Here is a 19,037-nt window from a genome sequence, read left to right on the forward strand (position 1 = left end):
CGAACACGGCTCGGCGGCAGTCGGAAAGAAGCTTCGATAGTCGTGAAGAGCCGGGCGAACACCACCCCTTTCCCACATGACCGCGAATGTGACCTCGATTACTGTGACCTGAGCGACAAAATGTAGGCTGGGGACGCTAAGTTGTCAGTCATTGACCCGCGAAAGCGCAGGAGTGCAATGTTCTCGAAGATTCTGGTAGCCAACCGTGGCGAAATCGCCATCCGCGCTTTTCGGGCGGGTTTTGAAATCGGCGCCAAGACGGTCGCTGTGTTCCCGCATGAGGACCGTAACTCGATTCACCGGCAGAAGGCGGACGAGGCGTATCTGATCGGTGAGAAGGGCCACCCGGTCCGGGCGTACCTGGATGTTGACGAGATTGTGCGGGTTGCCAAGGACGCGGGCTGTGATGCGATTTATCCGGGGTATGGCTTCCTGTCAGAGAACCCTAATCTTGCACGGGCAGCGGCCGACGCCGGTATTACTTTTGTGGGCCCGCCGGCGGAGGTGCTGGAACTGGCCGGTAATAAGGTCCGCGCGCTTGAGGCGGCGCGTAAGGCCGGCATCCCGGTCCTGAAGTCGTCGAAGCCCAGTGCTGATATTGATGAGCTGCTTGCTGCTGCGGATGAGATCGGGTTCCCGATCTTCGCGAAGGCGGTGGCCGGTGGTGGTGGGCGCGGGATGCGTCGGGTGGAGTCCCGGGAGAGCCTGCGTGAGGCACTGGAGTCGGCGATGCGCGAAGCGGATTCAGCGTTCGGTGATCCGACGATGTTCCTGGAGCAGGCGGTGCTGCGCCCGCGTCATATCGAGGTTCAGATCCTCGCCGACGCGGAGGGTAACGTCATGCACCTCTTCGAGCGGGACTGTTCACTGCAGCGCCGGCACCAGAAAGTCATTGAGATCGCCCCTGCCCCGAACCTGGATGAGAGCATCCGCCAGGCGCTATACCGGGACGCTGTGGCTTTCGCGAAGGAACTGAACTACGTCAACGCGGGCACCGTGGAGTTCCTGGTGGACACTGCCGGTGAGCGTGCCGGTCAGCACGTGTTCATTGAGATGAACCCGCGCATCCAGGTGGAGCACACGGTGACTGAGGAGGTCACCGACGTGGACCTGGTGCAGTCGCAGCTGCGCATCGCGGCAGGGGAGACCCTGGCCGATTTGGGCTTGTCGCAGGAGACGGTTCGGTTGCGGGGTGCGGCGTTGCAGTCCCGCATCACCACGGAGGACCCGGCGAACGGGTTCCGGCCGGATGTCGGCCGGATCGCCGCGTACCGTTCGGCTGGCGGCGCGGGGGTGCGGTTGGATGGCGGCACCGTGTATGCCGGTGCGGAGATCAGCCCGCATTTTGACTCGATGCTGGTGAAGCTGACCTGTCGGGGCCGGGACTATGAGTCGGCGGTGCGCCGGGCCCGGCGCGCTCTGGCGGAGTTCCGGGTGCGTGGTGTGTCCACGAACATTTCCTTCCTGCAGGCAGTGCTCGATGATCCGGACTTCATCGCCGGTAACGTTGCAACGTCGTTCATTGATGAGCGGCCGGAGTTGTTGACCGCGCGCGTGCCGGCGGACCGGGGTACGAAGCTGCTGAGCTGGCTGGCTGATGTCACGGTGAACAAGCCCAATGGTGAGTTGACGGTGGAGCTGGACCCGGCGGAGAAGCTTCCCAAGATCGCGGATAACGCGGCTATGGTGCCTGGCTCGCGGCAGCGTCTGCTGGAACTGGGGCCGGAGGGCTTCGCCGCGGAATTGCGGGCGCAGACCGCACTGGCGGTCACGGACACCACCTTCCGGGATGCGCATCAGTCGCTGCTGGCTACCCGGGTGCGCACCCGTGACCTGGTCGCGGCGGGGCGGGCGGTGTCGGCGAAGATGCCGCAGCTGCTCTCGGTGGAGGCTTGGGGCGGTGCCACCTACGACGTCGCGCTGCGCTTCTTGGGCGAGGATCCGTGGGAGCGGTTGGCCGCGCTGCGCGCCGAGCTGCCGAACATCTGCCTGCAGATGCTGCTGCGCGGACGCAATACTGTCGGTTACACCCCGTACCCGGAAGAGGTGACCCGGGCGTTCGTGCAGGAGGCCGCGGCGACCGGCATAGATATTTTCCGCATTTTCGATGCCCTCAACGATGTCTCGCAGATGGAACCTGCTATCCGTGCGGTCCGGGAAACCGGGACGGCGGTGGCCGAGGTCGCCCTCTGCTACACCTCAGACATGCTTGATCCGGCCGAGAAGCTCTACACCCTGGATTACTACCTGGACCTGGCGCAGCGGATTGTCGACGCCGGCGCGCACATCCTGGCGATCAAGGACATGGCCGGGCTGCTGCGCCCGGCCGCTGCGGCGAAGCTGGTCACCGCTTTGCGGGAGCGGTTTGACCTGCCGGTTCACCTGCACACCCATGACACCGCGGGAGGCCAGCTGGCCACGCTGCTGGCAGCTTCGAACGTTGGTGTAGATGCTGTGGACGTGGCCAGCGCGTCGCTGGCGGGTACCACCAGCCAGCCGGCCGCGTCGGCCCTGGTCGCAGCTCTTGCGCACACCGAACGTGACACCGGCATGTCGCTGGAGGACGTGAGCTCGATGGAGCCGTACTGGGAAGCGGTGCGCCGGGTCTACGCCCCGTTCGAGTCCGGACTCCCCGGGCCCACGGGCCGGGTTTACCGCCATGAGATCCCGGGCGGGCAGCTGTCGAACCTGCGCCAGCAGGCCATCGCCCTCGGGCTGGGGGAGCGGTTCGAAGCCGTGGAGGACATGTACACGGCCGCGGACCGGATGCTCGGTCGCCTGGTCAAGGTCACCCCCTCCTCCAAGGTCGTGGGAGACCTAGCCCTGCAGCTGGTCGGCTCGAACGTGGACCCGGCAGCCTTCGAGGAGAACCCGCAGAACTTCGACATCCCCGACTCGGTGATCGGGTTCCTCAGCGGTGAACTCGGCGACCCGCCCGGTGGGTGGCCGGAACCGTTCCGCACCAAAGCCCTGCAGGGGCGCACCGTCAAGGTTCGCGATGTCCAACTCAACCCCGAGGACCAGCAGGCACTGGCGGGCGATTCTGCCACCCGGCGGAAGGCGCTGAACCGGTTGCTGTTCGCCGGTCCCACCAAGGAATTCGAGAACACCCGCCGCACCTACGGCGACGTGTCCGTCCTGGATACCCGGGACTACCTCTACGGCCTGCAGCACGGCAGCGAGCATGTCATTCAGCTGGAAAAGGGCGTGCGCCTCATCGCCACTCTTGAAGCGGTGTCCGACCCGGATGAGAAGGGCATGCGCACCGTACTGTGCACGCTCAACGGGCAGATGCGTCCCGTAAGCGTGCGCGACCGCAGCGTGCACACCGACGTCAAGGCAGCCGAGAAAGCCGACCCCACCCAGCCCGGACAGATCGCAGCCCCGTTCGCCGGCGCCGTCACCGTCGGCGTCACCGAGGGCGACACCGTCAAGGCCGGAGACACCGTGGCAACCATCGAAGCAATGAAAATGGAAGCCGGCATCACCACCACCGTCGGAGGCACCGTCCGCCGGGTAGCGATCAACGCCGTCGAACAGGTCCACGGAGGTGACCTCCTCCTGGTCATCGACCCCACCTGACGGGGGTAGCCTGCGCTAAGGTGAGGCAGAATTACCTGCAGCTTCCGCTGCGGGCGTTGAGCGAGCGTGAGGAACCATGGCGAACGACAAGAAGCCGGCACATCAGTCACCCGGGGCGCACCAGGACGTGCAGGAACCGGCAGGTTCGCAGGAAGCTTCGGGCAACCCGGCCGAAGCAACCGATGGCAATCACAATGAAGGCCAGGTAGCAGGCGAAGGTAAGCCGCCTGCTACCTCGGCCGGCGTTCAACCGGAAGCTGTCCAACCGGAAGCTGTCCAGGCAGAGCAGGAATTTACGCTGAGTTCAGAGGCAGCCGAACCAGGTGCGGAGCAAGCTACAGATCCGGGGTCGGCGTTTGGAGTTGAGCCCGTCACCGGCCCGTCCGTGGTTCAGGTGCCTATGCCCGACAGGCTTCCAAACATCGGTGTCTCACAGTTCTCCGCTGACCAGTCCCCGGCCGCGCAGTTCCCGGCCGCACAGTTCCCCGCGGATCAGTTTTCCGGGCAGCATCCCGCGGAGCCCGGCGACCTGACGCTGGCAGACACAGATGTCCGACTGGCGGACGACGACGCGACCGGATGGACGCCGTCGACCGGGCGGACCGAGCAGGCCCAGGACCCGACAACAGCGCCGGCAGTTGCCCCGGCGGCAGACCGCAGCGCCCGTCGGGACAAGGAGGAAGGGCCTGAGCCGGCGTCGTCATTGACCCCTGAGCGACTGCTCACCTCCCAGCAGCGTCCGCCCGTGGGCGGGTGGCGGCTGTGGCTCTATAAGGCGACTTTCGGTTACGTGAACCTGGGCGACTCCGACGCCATCCGGATCCGCCGTGCCCTCGAACACCGCGTATCGGTGCGGCTGGGGGAGAGGACCCGCTATGTTCCCGTACTGTCCCGCAAGGGTGGCGTGGGCAAGACAACTGTGACCACCCTTCTCGGCATGGCGCTTGCTGACCTCCGCGAGGACCGCATCATCGCCATGGACGCGAATCCCGACCGCGGCACCCTCTCCGACCGTTCTCCGGGCAGGGCAGACTTCACCGCACGCCAGTTGGTCCAGAACCGGTTTATGGTGGACTCATTCGCGCAGCTGTCCAGTTACGTGGCGCGGGATGGTTCCCGGCTTCACGTTCTGGCGTCGGATACCGATCCAGCAATTGCACAGGCATTCGACGACGCCGACTACCGCGCCGTGACGGACATTTTGGGCAGGTACTACTCCATCGTCCTGACGGACTCAGGTACCGGAATGGTCCATTCCGTGATGAAGGGCACCCTGGAGAAGGCCGACGCCGTGGTGCTGGTTTCGGGCGGCAGCGTCGACGAGGCGCGGTTGGCTTCCGAGACGCTCTCCTGGCTCGAGGCCCACGGCCGCCACGATCTGGTGGAGAAGGCAATCGTTGTGGTCAACATGTCTTCCGGCAACCGGACCGAGGTGAACGTCGACGAGATCGAGGAGCACTTCCGCTCACGCGTCAACACCGTGGTGCGGATTCCATACGACCGCCACCTGGCCGAGGGATCCCGGATCGAGCTGGCCAAGCTCCAGCCGAAGACCCAGGATGCGGTAATCGAGCTTGCTGCCCTCGTCGTGGACCAGCTGCACTGACCCGTGGTTCACTACGACCTGGCGATCATCGGTTCCGGCTCCGGAAACACACTCGTCACGCCCGAGTGGGACAACAAGAAGATTGCCATTGTCGAGGGCGGCACCTTCGGCGGCACCTGCCTGAACGTGGGATGCATCCCCACGAAGATGTTCGTCTATCCGGCTGACCTTGCCCGTGCCAGCGAAGATGCCCGCCGCCTGGGAGTCGACTTGCAGTTCACCGGCACACGGTGGAGTGAGTTGCGGGACCGCATTTTCATGCGCATTGACAGCATTTCTGATGCCGGTCGGGTCTACCGTGCGGATGAGCTCGAACACGTGGACCTCTACGAGGAGGAGGTGCGCCTAACCGCTGACAGGACGATTGTCACGGCCTCCGGTGGGGAAATCACCGCTGACCAGGTGGTGATAGCGGCGGGCTCGCGACCAGTGGTGCCAGATATCCCCGGACTGGACCTGCCGCAGGTGCACACCTCCGACACAGTGATGCGGCTGGATCAGCAGCCCCGACGCATGCTGATCATCGGCGGGGGATACATCGCAGCTGAATTCGCCCACATCTTTTCCGCCCTCGGCACGGACGTGACAATGGTCGCCCGGTCAGCCCAGCTCCTCCGCGCTCTCGACGGAACGCTCTCGGAGGAGTTCACCCGGGTTGCCCAGACACAGTGGACCGTACTGCGGGAGCACCATGTCCGGTCAGTAGCGGCAAACGCTGACGGATCGGTGATGGCAACAATCGCAGGACCGGACGGGACAGAGATCGACGTCGAGTCCGACGTCGTGCTGGTCGCGACGGGCCGTACGCCCAACAGCGACCGGGTGGGAGCTGCGGATGTCGGTTTCGATCTGACCGACGACGGCCGTGTGGCAGTTGATGCTTTCCAGCGGGTACTTCGCGACGGTCAGCCCGTCCCGGGCATGTGGGCACTGGGAGATATCTCCAGTCCGTTCCAGCTGAAGCACGTGGCCAACCATGAGGCGCGAGTTGTGTCCCACAATCTGCTGCATCCCGATGCGCTGCGCACGAGCGACCATCGGTATGTCCCTGCCGCAGTGTTCACCCGGCCGCAGATTGCCACGGTCGGCCTCACTGAGGAGCAAGCCCTGGAACGGGCGGAAAAGACCGGCTCCCGGGTGCTCGTGGCGGTTCAACAATACGGATCAACTGCCTATGGATGGGCGATGGAGGACCAGATCGGGTTCGTGAAACTGATCGCCGAGGAAGACACCGGGACACTCCTGGGGGCACACATCCTCGGCCATGAAGCATCCAACCTTATCCAGCCGGTCATCCAGGCCATGCACTTCGGGCTCGACGCCTTCACTATGGCGCGCGGCCAGTACTGGATCCATCCGGCGCTGTCCGAAGTGGTGGAGAATGCCCTGCTCTCGCTGAAGGCACCCTCCACCTAGTCCGGGGCGGCTGTCAGACGTTCTGCTGCGTGCGCGGCTGTGCGTAGATCTCATCCACCAGAGTGGAGTAGTCCGCCAGCACCTGTGCTCGTTTGATCTTCATCGAGGGCGTGAGGTGCCCGCTGGCTTCAGTGAAATCGCGGTCCACAATGCGGAAGACCTTGATTGCCTCTGCCTGCGAGACCGATTCGTTTGCCGCGTCCACCAGGGACTGAATCTCGGCCTGCACCGCGGAATGCCTTGCCGCTTCCGCCATAGTGGTTTCCGCGGGCAGGTTGTGCCGCTCAAGCCAGCCCGGCAGAGCCTCCTCGTCGAGGGTGATCAGCGCGGAGATGAAAGGCTTCTGGTCTCCCAGCACCACGCACTGCGAGACGAGTGCATTGGCGCGGATAGTGTCCTCGAGATGGGCCGGGATGACGTTCTTCCCGCCGGCGGTGACGATGATTTCCTTCTTCCGTCCGGTGATGCTCAGGAAGCCGTCGTCGTCGAGCTGGCCGATATCACCGGTGTGGAACCAGCCGTCGGTGAAGGCTTCCTCGGTGAGGTCGGGCCGCTTGAAGTAGCCCCTCAGCACGCAGACGCCCTTGGCGAGGATCTCGCCGTCGTCGGCAATCTTCACCGCGTTCCCGGGGAGTGGCGCCCCGACGGTACCGATCTTGATCTTCTGGGGCGTGTTCACGGAGATCGGTGCCGTGGTCTCCGTGAGCCCATACCCCTCAAGCACCATCAGTCCGATGCCGTGGAAGAAGTGGCCGAGCCTGTCGCCCAGCGGAGCCCCTCCAGACACGGCGTGTTGCACCCTGCCACCCATGGCCGTGCGGATCTTGCTGTACAGCAGCTTGTCGAAAATCGCGTGCTTGACCTTCAACCCGAGGCCCACCTTGCCTGCCTGCTCAGCCTTGGACCAGGCGATGGCGACGTCGGCGCCGGCATGGAAGATCTTGCCCTTGCCGCCGTCCTCGGCCTTGAGCATCGAGTTGTTGTACACCTTCTCGAAGACGCGCGGCACGGCCAGGATGAAGGTGGGCTTGTAGCTCTGCAGATCAGGTAGCAGGTTCTTGACGTCAGGGGTGTGCGCCACGGTTGCTCCGGCCGCAACGCACAGCACAGAGATGAATCGAGCAAAAACGTGCGCCAGCGGAAGGAACATGATGGTCTGCGCACCCTCGTGTGCAACCTCGGGCAGCGACGCTGCAGCGTTCTCTGCCAGCTCCACGAAGTTGCCGTGCGTCAATTCGCAGCCCTTGGGCTTTCCCGTTGTGCCCGAGGTGTAGATGATCGTCGCGAGGTCATCGAGGCCGGCGGCTGTGCGGCGCTCCTCCAGCGTTGCATCGTCAACGTCGGTTCCAGCGGCTCGCAGCCTGTCCAGGCCTCCACCGTCGAACTGCCATACATCAGTGAAACCCTCGAGCTTCTCGGCGGCGACGGCTTGCCGCACCACGTTCTCATGCCGGCCGGACTCGACGAACGCAGCTATCGCGCCGGAGTCTCCGAGGATCCAGGCAACCTGTGACGGCGAGGAGGTCTCATAGACCGGCACGGAGACGCCGCCGGCGAACCAGATTGCGAAGTCCACCAACGCCCACTCATATCGGGTGCGCGCCATGATGGCCACCCTGTCCCCGGCACCGACGCCTGAAGCGATCAGGCCCTTGGCGAGTACCTGGACATCCGAGAGAAAGTCGACAGCGCGCACGTCGGACCATTGCCCTGAAGCGTCCTTGGTGGCGAACAGGGCTGGGTTGCTTGCCTTGCGGGCCTGCTTCATCACCAGTTCGGTGGTGTTGCTGTCCCGAGGCACCTGGACCCTGGCCGGAACGCTGAATTCGCGCACGGATATCTCCTTTGATCTACGTCACAAATTGAGGGACGTTTCTAGCCTATAGCTTTTCCCGCAGCCACTTCCTTCCCAGTAATCTACGAAACGGTAACGGTGATCGGCCGCCCATCTTGCGGCGAGCCCAGAACGACGGCGGGAGGCCGGCGCTTCATGCACGAAGGACCAGAGGGCGGCGGGCCGGGGTACCAGGGGTCACGACGTGTCTTCGATGCATACCGCCGGACCGGGCGCGCGCCCGACGCCGCAAGCGCCCGGTATGCCCCGCGCCCGTTGCGAACCCGGGGCCTTGCGATAGGCATCGATATCGGAGGCACCAAGGTTGCAGCCGGCGTCGTCGATCCAGCGGGTGAAATTGTGGCGTCCGCTCGCTGGGAGACGCCCGGTTCTGATCCGCGGGCAGTGGAATCGGTCATCGTTGACCTGGTGGACGAGCTTGGCCGGGGGCGGCGGATTCGCTCTGTCGGGATCGGCGCGGCGGGGTGGATGGACCTGGACAACGGGACTGTTCTCTTCAGCCCGCACCTTGCCTGGCGCAACGAGCCGCTGAGGGCGAACCTTGAGAAGGCACTACGCCGGCGCGTCACCGTCCTGAACGACGCAGATGCCGCGGCCTGGGCTGAATGGCGCTTCGGTTCCGGCCGCGGCGAGCCCAGACTTGTGCTCATCACGCTCGGCACTGGAATCGGCGGAGCCATGATCATGGACGGTGTGCTCGAACGGGGACGGCACGGGGTGGCAGGGGAGTTCGGCCACCAGATTATCGTCCCCAACGGTCACCGCTGCGAATGCGGCAACCGCGGCTGCTGGGAGCAGTACGCATCCGGCAACGCCCTCGGCAGGGAAGCCCGTGAGCTTGCCGCGGCCAACTCTCCGGTCGCACAGACCCTGCTGCACGAAGTTCGGGGTGATGTGGACGCCATCACCGGCGCCGTCGTCACCCGCCTGGCGCTCAAGGGCGACCCGACGTGCCGGGAGCTGATCGAGGACGTCGGACAGTGGCTCGGGGTTGGCCTGGCGAATCTGGCTGCTGCCCTGGACCCGGGGACGTTCGTGATCGGGGGCGGATTGGGAGCGGCCGGAGAACTACTGATCGACCCGGCGCGCAGGACGTTCGAACGCAACCTCACCGGGCGGGGCTTCCGGCCGGCCGCACGCATCATTGCGGCAGCCCTCGGACCGGACGCGGGTCTTGTGGGTGCGGCAGACCTCTCAAGAATCCGCCACCGTCCGCTGTTGGGCCGGCCTTATGGCACGGCGGGTTCCGGACGCTGGAGCGACCGACGCCCGTAGTAACTCCACGCCAAGCTAACCCCGCACGGTGGGTGAGCGGTGCGCTAGACCGCCGCGCCGTCGTCGTCGTAATCGCGGGTCTTCGGCAGCCGGAAGATCAGGAAGCTTACGCTGGCGATCACAACGGCCACGATGCCGAGCATCACGCTGCTGGGCGCGGACCGCCAGAACATGGTGATGAGCACCAGGGAAATCGGGCCGCAAACCGCGCCAAGCCAGGCCAGGACCACCAGCGGGTCGCCTACGCCCAGCGCGGGAGGTTCGGGCGGCTGATAGCTCTCGTCATCGTCTGCAGCCGTATAGTCGCGTGGACCGCCGGCGTCGAGGGCGGGCTGGGCTTCGAAGATTGCCCGAACCCGTTCCTCCGCTGTGGTGCCGCTGGGGGAGCCGGCCTCGGGATCGATGCTGCTGCTCGGGGTGTTCTCCAGACGGGCCACAAGGTCCTGCCAAATGGCGTCGTCCGTCGACTCGTTCGGTTCTTGTGGTCGGGGACTCATGCGGTGGTACCTGCCGTCACGTTCTTGATGAATGCTGCGGAGCGCTCGAAGATGAGCTCCCGGTCATGGTCCATGGTGGCCACGTGGTAACTGTTCTCCAGTCGTATTATCTCAAAATCTGCGCTTCCGATGTGCTGTCTCAGCACCTCAATGCTGCTTTCCGGAACAATTCTGTCCACGCTCGACCGAAATACCAGGGTCGGTGCTGTGACCTGCGGCAGTCGTGCGGTCGTATCGCGGAAAAGTTGGGATAGTTGGTGGACCGCAGCCACCGGAGTGCGGGCGTAGGCGCGCTCGTCTGCGCCTTCCAGCCGGATGTCGTTGCCGATGGCGGGCACTGACCTCAGCAGATACTTCAGCAAGCCTGCGTACCGGGCTCGCGGGTCGGTGAAAGTCAGGCCGGGATTCACGACGACGACGCCGGCCACCGGTTCCAGCGCGGCCAGCCGCAGCGCGAGAGCCCCACCCATGGACAGTCCAGCCACGACCACGGCGTCGGTATTCTGCGCGAGCTCACGGTAGGCGGCTTCCACGCCGTCGTACCAGCGCAGCCAGGGCGTGCGGGCGAGTTCCTGCCAGGTAGTGCCATGTCCGGCAAGAAGGGGGAGCCGGACAGCGAAACCCTGATCGGCGAGGTAGCGGGCCCAGTCGATGAGGCTGGCGGGCGATCCGGTGAAGCCGTGGCTAAGAAGCACGCCGATCCGACCATGGTCGCCGTTGCCCTCGGAAGAGAACGCTGCAATTGCGGGATCTGCCGTCATGAGTGCAATGGTGTCATTGCGTAATTCAGGCGGCCAGTGACACCGCGAGCGGTGTCCGCCCGTAGAGTAGTGTTCAAGAAGCCCGTTCCGGACGCATGGTAGATTCCGGACGCACGGTAGGTGCGTCTCCAGGTACCGGGAACATCCTCGCAGGAAGGCTGGCAGAGTGTTCTACTGGATCATGAAGCGGATCATCCTTGGTCCGCTTGTGAATCTCCTGTTCAGGCCGTGGGTGAAGGGACTGGACAACATCCCGGCAAACGGTCCGGCGGTGCTCGTGAGTAATCACCTTTCCTTTTCCGATTCCATCTTCCTGCCGTTGGCGGTGCCGCGTCCCGTCGTTTTTCTCGCGAAGTCCGAGTACTTCTCCGGCAAGGGGATCAAGGGCAAGCTCACGGCTGCCTTCTTCAGGCTTTCCAACCAGTTGCCGATGGACAGGTCGGGAGGTGCTGCATCCGCCACCTCGCTTTCAGCAGGTGAGGAGGTACTGAAGGGCGGCGGACTTCTCGGCATCTACCCCGAGGGAACACGTAGTCCCGATGGACGGCTCTACCGCGGAAAGACCGGTGTCGCTAAGCTCATCCTGGCAACCGGCGTGCCGGTCATTCCGATCGCCATGATCGGTACCGACAAGGTCCAGCCGATCGGACGTAAGATCCCCAACATCCGCCGCATCGGGATCATTGTGGGAGAACCCATGGATTTCCGCCGTTACGCAGGCATGGCCGATGACCGGTTCGTGCAGCGTTCAGTCACCGACGAAATCATGTACGAGCTCATGCGGCTCTCCGGCCAGGAGTACGTGGACGTGTACGCGAGCAGCGTGAAGGAGCGCCTCGCCGGGGCAAAGACGGCCGGGAAAAAGCCTCAGCGACCCGTCGACCCGGTTCGCCAGGCCGCGGTGCGGCTCGAGGGAGCAGTGCCCGATCGCAGTACGGAACCGGCAACGGATTCGTCCCTCCCTCCCAGTGCGGAAAGTCCCCTGCCTGGAGAAGTGCGCACCATCGGTCGTGCTGCCGGCCCGTCAGGCGGCGTAGAGCCTATCTCGGACGGTTCGGCGGCCGATGAGAACCCCGACAGCAAGGCCGTGTGACGGACGGTACTGTCCCTCATGACGGTTGAGTCCGCCGTCGTCCGCCAAACCCATTAGGCTTAACCGGTGACCGAAACAACCCTGGCCTCCGCTCCCGATTCAACAGCCTCCGACCAGGGGCTGGATAGATGGAGGGAGTTGAGCATCTCCCAGCAGCCCACGTGGCAGGACCCGGCAGTTCACAGGTCCTCGCTTGCCGAGCTGTCTGCGCTTCCACCTCTCGTCTTCGCCGGAGAGGTCGACGTGCTTCGGGAGCGGCTTGCGGCCGCCGCCCAGGGGAAGGCGTTCCTCCTGCAGGGCGGTGACTGTGCTGAAACTTTCGACGGCGCCACCGCCGACAAGATCAGCGCCCGTGTGAAGACCATCCTCCAGATGGCGGTTGTACTCACCTACGGTGCGTCACTGCCTGTCATCAAGATGGGCAGGATGGCGGGCCAGTTCGCGAAGCCGCGCTCCTCGAACGATGAGACGCGGGAAGGTGTAACCCTGCCGGCGTACCGCGGTGACATGGTGAACGGCTACGAATTCACTCCTGAGAGCCGTGGACATGACGCGTCCCGAATGGTCCGGGCTTACCACACCTCGGCATCGACTTTGAACCTCATCCGTGCGTTCACCCAGGGAGGCTTCGCCGACCTTCGCCTGGTCCATCACTGGAACAAGGGCTTCACAGCGAACCCTGCGCACTCCCGGTATGAGTCTTTGGCCCGGGAGATCGACCGCGCAGTGCGGTTCATGGAAGCATGCGGTGCCGACTTCGACGCGCTGAAGCGTGTGGAATTCTTCGCGAGCCATGAGGCACTCCTGCTGGACTACGAGCGCGCCCTTACCCGGACCGACTCCCGTACCGGCCTGCCTTACGACACGTCCGCACATTTCCTGTGGATCGGAGAGCGGACCCGGGACATCGACGGAGCCCACGTCGATTTCCTCTCGCGCGTACGCAATCCCATTGGAGTCAAGCTCGGACCCGGCACCTCACCCGACGACGCCCTTGCGCTCATCGACAAGCTGGACCCCAACCGCGAGCCGGGACGCCTGACCTTCATCACCCGCATGGGCGCGAAGAACATCCGGGAGAAGCTGCCCAACCTCGTATCGCGGGTCACGGACTCGGGCGCACAGGTGCTCTGGGTCACCGACCCGATGCACGGCAACACTGTCACCTCGCCGAACGGCTACAAGACCCGCAACTTCGACGACGTCATGGACGAGGTCCGTGGATTTTTCGAGGTGCACAACGAGCTTGGAACCTTCCCCGGCGGCCTGCATGTCGAAATGACGGGCGACGACGTCGCCGAGTGCCTTGGCGGAGCTGACCCGATCGATCAGGAAGCTTTCCTGGACCGGTACGAGTCGGTGTGCGATCCTCGCCTGAACCACATGCAGTCACTCGAGATGGCGTTCCTGGTTGCCGGAGCGCTCTCCCGCCGGTAAACGTCACGGCGGTAGCTGCCCGCCGGCGGCTGTCAGGACTGACGGGGCAGAAACATCAGGTCAGGTCACTGTGATGGTGACCGTGGAGCCTTCGGGCTGTTCTCCCGTCAGGTCCTGCCCGGCTACCAGCCCGAGCACCGGTACACCGAAGGCGTAGTCGACCAGCACCTCGAAGCCGGCTTCTTCGAGCGCCGCGACAGCGTCGGCCTCGGGCTCGGAGAAGACGTCCGGCACCTGAACGAGCCTTGGTCCGGCTGAGATCGTCAGCGTGACCGTCTCACCCCGCGTCAGCTGCCCTCCTTGCGGATTCTGTGTTGCCACCGAACCCGCCGGAACGTCGGCGTCGTTGATCGTTTCATCGGCGATGCCCGCGGTCAGGCCCGCGGCCTCAACGGCAGCAACCGCTTCCGCTTCGGTGAGGCCTACCAATGAGGGGACATCGATCGGTTCGGGACCCTGGGACACCACGAGAGCAACGGGGGTGCCTGCTGCCACCTGCTCGCCGCCTGCCGGCGTTGAGCCGATCACCTCGCCGCTAGGCACCTGTTCGCTGAACTCGCGAGTCACCTCACCCAGGTCGAAACCGGCCGCAACCAGGGACGCAGCTGCGGTGGCTTCTGCGAGCCCGACTGTGTTGGGCACCATGAACAGTTCAGGTCCGATCGACACAAGTAACCGGATATCCTGCCAGGGCCTCACCTGCGTGCGGGCCTCGGGTTCGCTCGCAACGACGAGGCCCTCTGCGATCGAATCGGAGTGGACTTCGTCGGTGCTTGAGGACAGGCCTACCTCTGTGAGCAGGGCCTGGGCGGCGCTCACCGGCCGACTCGTGACATCGGGGACAGCGACAAAGGCGCCGGGTCCCATTCCGAAGAACCACCCGGCCGCGGCAGCAAGAATCGCCAGAAGTGCCAGCAGGATCACCAGCACGGCGTTCCTGCGTCGGCTGTTGCCTCGCCGGAGGCTCTTCGCCGGACGTTGGGCCGCCCGAGCCTGTTCTTTCTGATAGGCCTTGAAGTCCCGTGCCGCAAGCTTCTGCGCTGCGGGTCCATCCATGGTGCGATCAGGGCGTGCACGTGGAGCTGCGCCGATCACGGAGGTGGGACTTAAATCTCCACTGAGGACGGTTGCGGGATGATTGCCCGCTCCTATGACTGTGGTGGGGGAGGAAGGGATTCCCACCACCTCGGTGAGTGAGTCACCGGCCCCGATGACTTCGGTGTGGTGCGCCTCCTGGGGTTGGGGCCCTACCTGCTCCTCAGTGCCCGCATCCAGTTCGAAGTCACTGAGCGTGGTCCTCACATGACGGAGTTCCCCGAGGAGGGCGTTTCCGTCTATAGGGCGCTCTTCAGGGTCGACGGCGGTGCACCACTGCACCAGTTCATCAAGGTCGGCAGCCAGGCCGGGAACCAACTGGGATGGAGGAGGAACGCGGGAGTTGGCGTGCTGGAAGGCAATCCGTATGGGGGAATCCCCATGGTAGGGCTGTTGCCCGGTCAGCAGTTCGAAAAGCATGATGCCCGTCGAATAGATGTCGCTGCGGGCGTCGGCCGTGCCATCCGTAACCAGTTCAGGGGCAAGATAGGCTGCGGTGCCGATAAGAGTGCCGGTATGGGTATTCGCTGAAACTGCACGGGCGAGCCCGAAATCCGCGATCTTTATGCCTCCGCGCTCCGCAAGAAGCACGTTTTCGGGTTTCACATCGCGATGGATGATGCCGGCGTCGTGCGCTGCGCCCAGACCCTCCAGAACCGGGTCAAGCAGCGCAAGCGCCTGCCGCGGCGTGAGCCGCCCCTTCTCCCTGAGCAGGTCCCTGAGGGTGCGTCCGGGCACGTACTCCATCACGAGGTATGCAAGGCTGCCTTCCGGCCCGTCCTCGACGCCCTGGTCAAGAACACCCACCACATGAGGGTGCGAAAGCCTCGCGGCCGACTTGGCTTCCTGCTCGAAGCGCTCGACGGCGTGTTCGTCCTCCGCGAGGTGCGGGTGAAGGACCTTGAGCGCTACATTCCGTTCCAACCGCTGGTCAGTAGCCAGGTAGACCGTCGACATGCCGCCGCGCGCGAGCCGAGAGTGAACGAGATAACGTCCTTCGACGACGCTACCTTCCAATGGATCCTTCGGTCGCTCCCGCACCCTTCGATACTAAGTGAAACGGCGGCTGAGCCCGTACCAACACGAGTCGGTTCAGGGCTCAGCCGCCGTCCGGATGTCGCGAGGGCTTACCGGAAATTCTTCTGGTGAGCCTTGATCGCCGCCACGTAGTTCTTGGTGTCCGGGAACATGCCGTGGGTCTTCACCGAATACTGGCCCTGGTAGTAGGACGCGATCGCTATGTCCAGGTTGGGGCTGCTGCGGATCAGAGCACGGATGATGGCAACACCGGCTGTTGCGTTGTCGTGGGGGTCAAGAAGGTTCAGCTTCCGCCCGACCAGCTCGGAAGCCCACTGGCCCGACATCGGAATTACCTGCATGGCGCCGATCGCGTTGGCGGGGGACACAGCCCTCTGGTTGAACCCGGACTCCTGGTAGGAAAAGGCGAGAGCGAGGCTGGGATCCACGCCCATCCTACGGGCGGTATCGGCGACGATGGCCTTCATCTGCGCCTGCGTGGGAGCCGGCAGGTTGTTGAGCGTGTGCTTGTTCCGGTTAGCCTCCGCGACAACCGCGTCCGGGTAGGTGTAGTGAAGGAAGGTCGACGGTACGAGGTCCTTGGGCGCCTGCACTGGTGCGGGCTTCGAGCCTCCCGGGATCGTGAGTTTCTTGCCCGGGTAGATGATGGTGGAAGCCGTCAGCTTGTTGGCGGAAAGCAGCGCGCTGAGGCTGACACCATGCCGGGCGGCGATTGCGCCCAGCGTGTCACCCGGCTTGATGGTGTATTGCCCGCCGGATGACGACGGCGCAGGGGCCGGGGCGGCGGGCTTGGGAGCGGGCGCGCTCTTCACACCTGCCAGTCTGATTTTCTGGCCCGGGAAGATGACGGAGTTCATGGAAAATCCGTTGGCGGAGAGAATGGAGCCGAGGCTGATCTTGTGGCGGGCGGCGATGGCGCCGAGGGTGTCCCCGGGCTTGACGACGTAAGTACTGGCCGAGGCGGGAGCGGCCGGCTTGGGAGCCGCAGGCTTCGGAGCCGGTGCGGCTGACGAGCCGGACAGTTTGATCTTCTGGCCCGGATGGATGATCGATGTCATTGAGAGGCCATTCGCCTTGAGCACCGAGGCGAGGCTGACGCCGTGGCGCGCGGCGATGGCCCCCAAGGTGTCCCCGGACTTGACGGTGTATGTGCTCGCGGGCCGCTGGCCGGCAGGTGCAGTCCTCGCCGCGGGCGCAGTATTCACAGAAGCACCCGAAAGCTTGATCTTCTTGCCCGGGTGGATGATCGAGTTGATCTTGAGGCCGTTCAGTTTGAGTACGGCGTGCATATCCAGCCCATGTCGGGCAGCGATACCGCTGATCGTGTCCCCCGCACGCACCACGTAGGTGCTGGGCGTGCTCTGCATGGAAAGCATGCTCGGAACCTGCGCCGGGACGAGGGCGGCCGGAATCACGGATGCTGCGGAACCACTCGTAGCGGGAATGGTCTTCAGCGGCTGGTAAGCGGTAAGGCCAGGAGTCGGAGCGGCAACGGCGGGTGCTGCAAGAGCAACCGACGACAGTACAACCGCGGGAATCGCGGCGGAGGATACGGCGATGCCGAGTCCGCGCTTACCGAGGGCTGGAGTGCAGGCGGCCGGTGCGTTCAGCGGCGATGACGGGCGCTGGGCGGTCATGGTCTGGTCCTCATCTATGTCGGCGGGGTTGCCCCCATGGCAGGGCAGGGCCACTACCGGCAAAGCGCCGTGCTCCCCGTCCCCTTGGTGCAGTTGCGACACAAGTTGTTACTGTTACTTGTGTGACTCATGTGAATGTACACCATTCAGGCGATAGCACAACAGTTGTGTAACGACCTGTATTTGGGCTCTTAGGCGTGTCGGGCGCAGGGGTGGAGTGTACTGGTTTCGCCATGGCACGCTTAGAGAATGGAAACTCTGGAGAATCTCGTAGGCGAGTGGCTCGCCCTTCCCGACGTCGCTGAAGCGCTTGATCTGTCCATCACCAAGGTGCATGGACTCCTGAATGAGAGGGCGCTTGTAGCGGTTCGGATCGGGGAACGGGGAATCCGCTCGATACCTGCAGAATTTCTCGTGAACGATGCCGTTCTGGACAGCCTCAAAGGCACCATCGCAGTCCTCGGTGACTCTGGATTCTCCGACGAGGAGATCATCCGCTGGCTGTTCACAGAGGACGAATCCCTTCCCGGACGTCCCATTGATGCACTCAAGGGTGGACGCAAGACCGAGATCCGTCGCCGCGCGCAGGCGCTCGCCTGGTAGTTCAGGAAACCCGGCTTACCGTTGCTTCCGCGAGTGCCGTCAGGGCTTCCCGGCTCAGCGGATCGACGCTAAGCGTTTCCAAGGCAGTGTGGCTAGAGCGCGCAAGCTCAGCGATCAGCGCTTCGACCTCCTCCCGGGCGCCCGAACGGTCGATGATGTCCCGCAGATGGTTCACTTCGTCGTCGGTGAGTCCGGCCTTGCCCAGGCCGGCGTTGAGTGCGCGTGATTCGTCGCGGTGGCTAGCCTGCAGAGCCTTCGCGATCAGGACGGTCCGCTTTCCCTCCCGCAGGTCGTCGCCGGCCGGTTTGCCGGTGACAGCCGGATCGCCGTAAACGCCAAGAAGATCATCGCGCAACTGGAATGCCTCGCCTAGGGGCAACGCAAAGGCCGAGTATGAGGCGAGGAGGGCCGGGTCTGCCCCCGCAAGCGCGCCGCCGATGCAGAGGGGATGCTCCACCGAGTACTTCGCGGACTTGAACCGAACTATTCCGAGGGCCCGCTCGACCGCGTCGGCCGGGCGCCTGTCAGGACCGACCGCCTCTTCCAGAAGGTCCAGGTATTGACCGGCCATAACCTCGGTGCGCATGCGGTTGAAAATGCTCCGAGCGCTTTGGAGCGCGGGGATCGGTGCGGCGATGGCGGCGAAAGCTTCTTCACTGATTGACAGGCAGAGATCACCGGCAAGGATCGCCGCCGCAGAACCGAAGCGCTGGCCGTCCAGATGCCAGCCGCCGTCGGCATGGAGTTTCTCGAACTGTTTATGCACGCTGGGCGCGCCGCGGCGGAAGTCCGAGCGGTCAATGATGTCGTCATGCATCAGCGCTGCCGCCTGGAACAGCTCAAGTGACAGACCGGCCGTGACGATCCCGTCGTCGCCCGCGGTTCCACCCGCCCCACGCCAACCCCAGTAACAGAGGAGGGGCCGCAGTTTCTTGCCACCGGCCGTGAGCCGCTCGATGGAATCCACCAGGACGGCACTGTCGGGTGACACAGACGAGAGGATGCTGCGCTGACGGGCCAGGAAGGTCGTGACTGCTGCCGCAAGCGACTGGCGGAAGGCTTCCTGTTCGGCATGTACCGGTGTCGAAGGCGCAGCAATTCCGTCAGTCATAGCCCCAGTCTAGGTCGTTGGCCGATGCTGC

13 protein-coding genes are annotated in these 19,037 nt (G+C 64.4%); 7 read left to right on the forward strand and 6 right to left on the reverse strand.

The genetic code is table 11. From position 1 onward, the window contains the following. The first annotated feature begins 177 nt into the window (after positions 1 to 177). The 3 genes from GC088_RS06325 to GC088_RS06335 all read left to right on the forward strand — a co-directional run bounded on the left by GC088_RS06325 (position 178) and on the right by GC088_RS06335 (position 6,604). Positions 178 to 3,582, forward strand: a complete 3,405-nt coding sequence (locus GC088_RS06325) for a pyruvate carboxylase (RefSeq protein ID WP_323961442.1) — start codon at positions 178 to 180, stop codon at positions 3,580 to 3,582. A 76-nt stretch (positions 3,583 to 3,658) separates the two neighbouring features. After that, the gene (locus GC088_RS06330; protein ID WP_323961444.1) at positions 3,659 to 5,188 is read left to right on the forward strand and encodes a nucleotide-binding protein; all 1,530 of its coding nucleotides are present in this window, start codon (positions 3,659 to 3,661) and stop codon (positions 5,186 to 5,188) included. A 3-nt stretch (positions 5,189 to 5,191) separates the two neighbouring features. Continuing rightward, a complete protein-coding gene (locus GC088_RS06335; protein ID WP_323961446.1) occupies positions 5,192 to 6,604 on the forward strand; it encodes a mycothione reductase in 1,413 nt (470 codons plus the stop codon). 13 nt (positions 6,605 to 6,617) lie between these two features. Here GC088_RS06335 and GC088_RS06340 read toward each other — a convergent pair whose 3' ends face one another. Further along, positions 6,618 to 8,438 (reverse strand): AMP-dependent synthetase/ligase, encoded by a 1,821-nt coding sequence (locus GC088_RS06340; RefSeq protein ID WP_323961448.1) that lies wholly within the window; start codon positions 8,436 to 8,438, stop codon positions 6,618 to 6,620. A 156-nt stretch (positions 8,439 to 8,594) separates the two neighbouring features. Between GC088_RS06340 and GC088_RS06345 the strand changes: the two genes are divergently transcribed. Next, on the forward strand, positions 8,595 to 9,734 hold the full coding sequence (locus GC088_RS06345) for an ROK family glucokinase (RefSeq protein WP_323961450.1): 1,140 nt from the start codon (positions 8,595 to 8,597) through the stop codon (positions 9,732 to 9,734). 44 nt (positions 9,735 to 9,778) lie between these two features. On the opposite strand, the gene GC088_RS06350 is transcribed toward GC088_RS06345, so the two are convergent. Together GC088_RS06350 and GC088_RS06355 are read right to left on the reverse strand one after the other, a co-directional pair. Continuing rightward, positions 9,779 to 10,231, reverse strand: coding sequence for a hypothetical protein (locus GC088_RS06350; RefSeq protein WP_323961452.1), 453 nt, complete (start codon positions 10,229 to 10,231; stop codon positions 9,779 to 9,781). Next, positions 10,228 to 10,992 carry an alpha/beta hydrolase gene (locus tag GC088_RS06355; RefSeq protein WP_323961454.1) on the reverse strand — a complete coding sequence of 255 codons (765 nt, stop codon included), beginning with the start codon at positions 10,990 to 10,992 and terminating at the stop codon, positions 10,228 to 10,230. The genes GC088_RS06350 and GC088_RS06355 overlap by 4 nt, the downstream gene beginning before the upstream one ends. A gap of 166 nt (positions 10,993 to 11,158) precedes the next feature. Between GC088_RS06355 and GC088_RS06360 the strand changes: the two genes are divergently transcribed. Together GC088_RS06360 and GC088_RS06365 are read left to right on the forward strand one after the other, a co-directional pair. Then, complete coding sequence (locus GC088_RS06360; protein ID WP_323961455.1) at positions 11,159 to 12,085, forward strand: lysophospholipid acyltransferase family protein; 927 nt, start codon at positions 11,159 to 11,161, stop codon at positions 12,083 to 12,085. Between the two features lie 66 nt (positions 12,086 to 12,151). Continuing rightward, positions 12,152 to 13,522, forward strand: a complete 1,371-nt coding sequence (locus GC088_RS06365) for a class II 3-deoxy-7-phosphoheptulonate synthase (protein WP_323961457.1) — start codon at positions 12,152 to 12,154, stop codon at positions 13,520 to 13,522. Positions 13,523 to 13,582: 60 nt separating this feature from the next. Here the strand turns inward: GC088_RS06365 and pknB are convergent, their stop codons facing one another. Together pknB and GC088_RS06375 are read right to left on the reverse strand one after the other, a co-directional pair. Then, entirely contained in the window at positions 13,583 to 15,634 is a 2,052-nt protein-coding gene (gene pknB / locus GC088_RS06370) for a Stk1 family PASTA domain-containing Ser/Thr kinase (protein ID WP_323961459.1), read from the reverse strand. A gap of 110 nt (positions 15,635 to 15,744) precedes the next feature. Then, the gene (locus GC088_RS06375) at positions 15,745 to 17,292 is read right to left on the reverse strand and encodes a LysM peptidoglycan-binding domain-containing protein (RefSeq protein ID WP_323961461.1); all 1,548 of its coding nucleotides are present in this window, start codon (positions 17,290 to 17,292) and stop codon (positions 15,745 to 15,747) included. Positions 17,293 to 17,541: 249 nt separating this feature from the next. On the opposite strand from GC088_RS06375, the gene GC088_RS06380 reads away from it, so the two are divergent. Continuing rightward, the gene (locus tag GC088_RS06380; RefSeq protein WP_323961463.1) at positions 17,542 to 17,895 is read left to right on the forward strand and encodes an Rv2175c family DNA-binding protein; all 354 of its coding nucleotides are present in this window, start codon (positions 17,542 to 17,544) and stop codon (positions 17,893 to 17,895) included. 1 nt (position 17,896) lies between these two features. On the opposite strand, the gene GC088_RS06385 is transcribed toward GC088_RS06380, so the two are convergent. Beyond that, positions 17,897 to 19,006, reverse strand: coding sequence for a polyprenyl synthetase family protein (locus GC088_RS06385; protein ID WP_323961465.1), 1,110 nt, complete (start codon positions 19,004 to 19,006; stop codon positions 17,897 to 17,899). Between the last annotated feature and the right edge of the window lie 31 nt (positions 19,007 to 19,037).

The sequence above is a fragment of the Arthrobacter sp. JZ12 genome, assembly GCF_035189165.1.
In the GTDB taxonomy this organism is placed as follows: Bacteria; Actinomycetota; Actinomycetes; order Actinomycetales; family Micrococcaceae; genus Arthrobacter_D.

What these genes read in the sequence shown, in the direction of transcription:
- GC088_RS06330 (WP_323961444.1), top strand. Translation starts at nt 3,659, where the DNA reads ATGGCGAACGACAAGAAGCCGGCACATCAGTCACCCGGGGCGCACCAG.
- GC088_RS06325 (WP_323961442.1), top strand. Translation starts at nt 178, where the DNA reads ATGTTCTCGAAGATTCTGGTAGCCAACCGTGGCGAAATCGCCATCCGC.
- GC088_RS06345 (WP_323961450.1), top strand. Translation starts at nt 8,595, where the DNA reads ATGCACGAAGGACCAGAGGGCGGCGGGCCGGGGTACCAGGGGTCACGA.
- GC088_RS06355 (WP_323961454.1), bottom strand. Translation starts at nt 10,992, where the DNA reads ATGACGGCAGATCCCGCAATTGCAGCGTTCTCTTCCGAGGGCAACGGC.
- GC088_RS06380 (WP_323961463.1), top strand. Translation starts at nt 17,542, where the DNA reads ATGGAAACTCTGGAGAATCTCGTAGGCGAGTGGCTCGCCCTTCCCGAC.
- GC088_RS06350 (WP_323961452.1), bottom strand. Translation starts at nt 10,231, where the DNA reads ATGAGTCCCCGACCACAAGAACCGAACGAGTCGACGGACGACGCCATT.
- GC088_RS06385 (WP_323961465.1), bottom strand. Translation starts at nt 19,006, where the DNA reads ATGACTGACGGAATTGCTGCGCCTTCGACACCGGTACATGCCGAACAG.
- GC088_RS06375 (WP_323961461.1), bottom strand. Translation starts at nt 17,292, where the DNA reads ATGACCGCCCAGCGCCCGTCATCGCCGCTGAACGCACCGGCCGCCTGC.